General features: G+C 73.9%; 3 protein-coding genes. All 3 read left to right on the top strand.

Annotated elements, in window-relative coordinates; genetic code table 11:
• The first annotated feature begins 131 nt into the window (after nt 1–131).
• Nucleotides 132–881, top strand: a complete 750-nt coding sequence (locus AAHZ94_RS31935) for a hypothetical protein (protein ID WP_349997203.1) — start codon at nt 132–134, stop codon at nt 879–881.
• A gap of 332 nt (nt 882–1,213) precedes the next feature.
• Complete coding sequence (mqnC, locus tag AAHZ94_RS31930; protein ID WP_349997202.1) at nt 1,214–2,413, top strand: cyclic dehypoxanthinyl futalosine synthase; 1,200 nt, start codon at nt 1,214–1,216, stop codon at nt 2,411–2,413.
• 31 nt (nt 2,414–2,444) lie between these two features.
• The coding region (locus AAHZ94_RS31925; RefSeq protein ID WP_349997201.1) for an imidazolonepropionase-like domain-containing protein at nt 2,445–2,930 on the top strand (486 nt) is incomplete at its 3' end.

Here is a 2,930-nt window from a genome sequence, read left to right as displayed (position 1 = left end):
CCCCCCCCCCCCCCCCCCCCCCCCCCCCTCTTTTTTTACCACCCACCCCCCGCAACCCCACCTAGGTGTCGGTCTCGTGCCCCCCCCGTTGTTTAAATGACACGGGGCACGCCGCGGCGGGGAGCGGGGAGGTGGCGGCCGAGGGCGTCGCGTCCGGGCCGCCCGGCGGCGCGGCGGCGGGCACGGCCGCGGGCGGCGCGGCTGCCGTGGCGGAGGCTGCGAGCACTGGCCAGCAGGCCAAGGAGCGCCGGCTCGCGCTCTCCGCGGGCCTCGGGCGGCGCAACCGGCCGAAGTGGCTGAGCTGTTCGCTGGTGCTCTCGGTGGCCGGTGCGCTGGCGATCGGCACCTCGGCGGTGTTCCTCGTGGACAACCTGCACGGCGGTGGCGACCACGACCGGTCCGCCGGTGCGAAGCAGGAGTCCCAGCCCCCGGCCTCCGGCGGCGCGCGCCCCTCGCCCGACGCCTCGGACTCGCCCGGCGACACCGAGCCGACCGGCCCCGGCACCGGGCAGTCGGCCGGCACCGTGCCGAAGAACCTCATCGGCACCTGGACCGGCACGATCTACGCCAAGGGCAAGTACAACGGCCAGCACACCGCGACCATCCGGCAGGGCCGGCGCGGCGAGGTCATCGTGCAGGCCGTCGTCGACCTGGTGGGGATGCGCTGTTACGCCGTGGGCACGCTGGTCTCGGTGACGGAGCGGAACACCCGGCTGACCGTCACCGAACGCCCCGACCCCGACAAGGGCGACGGACCGCTGTGCACCGGCGAGACGGCTCAGGCCACGTACACCTGGGACGAGGACAAGAAGAAGCTGGTCTACAAGTCCGAGGACACGGCCGGCGGTCGCCCGGTGGCCCGCCTGACGCGCCAGGAGTGAGCGCAGGGAGGAGCGGGACGCGCGCGTAGCGGGTGCGCGTACGAGTGCGCGTACGGAGGCGGGGGCCGTGTTGCTGTGGTGGGCCGGCCAAGGTCCGGAAGAGGTCTCGCCGTGGGTCGGCGGCGGGCCGGTGACGGTTCGGCGGTGGTCCGACGGCGGCTTGTGGGCGGTTCGGCGGCGGTGCGCCGGTGGGCAGCCGGTGGGTTGCCGGTGGGCCGTCCGGTGGGGATACGGGCTGGTCGATGGGGGTGGGCCGGCCGCGGGCCGGGGTGTCGGACCCCTGGCGTACGCTGGATCAGGTCCGTATCTAACCCCCCGGAAGGGACGCCCCGGTGACGGAGAACGCCGATTTGCAGTCCGTCCTCGACCGCGCCGCCGGCGGCGGTCGGATCACCCCGGAGGAGGCGCTCGACCTGTATCGGAACGCGCCCCTGCACGCGCGGGGCGCCGCCGCCGCCGCCGCCCGCCGCCGGCGGTACGCGGGGATCGAGCACATCGCGACGTACATCATCGAGCGGAACATCAACTACACCAACGTCTGCGTGACGGCGTGCAAGTTCTGCGCCTTCTACGCCCCGCCCAAGGCGCACGACAAGGGCTGGACCCGCGACCTCGACGACATCCTGCGCCGCTGCGCGGAGACCGTGGAGCTCGGTGGCACGCAGATCATGTTCCAGGGCGGCCACCACCCGGACTTCGGTGTGGAGTACTACGAGGAGCACTTCGCGGCGATCAAGAAGGCGTTCCCGCAGCTCGTCATCCACTCGCTGGGCGCCTCCGAGGTCGAGCACATGGCGCGGATCTCCGGCGTCTCCGCCGATGAGGCCATCCGGCGCATCCACGCCGCGGGGCTCGACTCGTTCGCGGGTGCCGGCGCCGAACTGCTGCCGGCCCGCCCGCGCAAGGCCATCGCGCCGCTGAAGGAGTCCGGCGAGCGCTGGCTGGAGATCATGGAGATCGCGCACGGCCTGGGCGTCGAATCGACCTCCACGATGCTGATGGGCACCGGCGAGACCAACGCTGAGCGGATCGAGCACCTGCGCATGATCCGCGACGTGCAGGACCGTACGGGCGGCTTCCGCGCCTTCATCCCGTACACCTATCAGCCCGAGAACAACCACCTGAAGGGCCAGACGCAGGCCACCCTCTTCGAGTACCTGCGGATGATCGCCATCGCGCGGCTCTTCCTGGACAACGTGGCGCACATCCAGGGCTCGTGGCTGACCACCGGCAAGGAGGTCGGCCAGCTCTCGCTGCACTACGGGGCGGACGACCTGGGCTCGATCATGCTGGAGGAGAACGTGGTCTCCTCGGCCGGTGCCAAGCACCGCTCCAACCGGATGGAGATCATCGACCTGATCCGCACCGCGGGCCGGGTGCCGGCGCAGCGCGCCACGACCTACGAGCACCTGGTGGTGCACGACGACCCGGCCAACGACCCCGTCGACGACCGCGTCGTCTCGCACATCTCGTCGACCGCGATCGAGGGCGGCACGGCCCACCCCGCCCTCAAGCTCGTCGACGCCAACTGAGCCGGGCGGGGGCGGGGCGAGGGGGCCGAGCGTGTTGACGGTGCATGCGGCCGACCTGCTGCTGACCGGTCCGGGGGCGGAGCCGGTGGTGGCCGGCGCGGTGGTGGTGGACGGCGCGCGGATAGCCGCGGTCGGCCCGTACGAGGAGTTGGCGGCCGACCATCCCGGGGCCAGGGAGCGGCGCTGGCCCGGGCTGCTGACGCCCGGCCTGTGCCACGCGCAGGCGCCGGCGCTGCTGGAGACCGCCTACCACCCCGACCCGCGCGAGGCCGCGGAGCTGGGCACCGAACCCGTGGCCGAGCCGGCCGCGCTCGCCGCCCTCGCCCTGACCGACGCCCGCTGGGGCGAGTCCGCGCGCCGCGGCACCCAGCGGATGCTGCGGCACGGCACGACGGCGGTGGCCGGCCCGTTCGCCCGCCCCGCGGTCCGTACGGCGGTGGCCAGGGCGGGGCTGGTCGTGCTGGCCGCCGGCCGGGTGGGGCCGACCGGCGCCGCGCCCTCGGCCGCGGGTGCCGCT

Source organism: Streptomyces sp. HSW2009 (genome assembly GCF_040240285.1).
Taxonomy (GTDB): domain Bacteria; phylum Actinomycetota; class Actinomycetes; order Streptomycetales; family Streptomycetaceae; genus Streptomyces.
The sequence above is the reverse complement of the archived record's forward strand: the minus strand, read 5'-3'. Positions and strand labels throughout refer to the sequence as shown.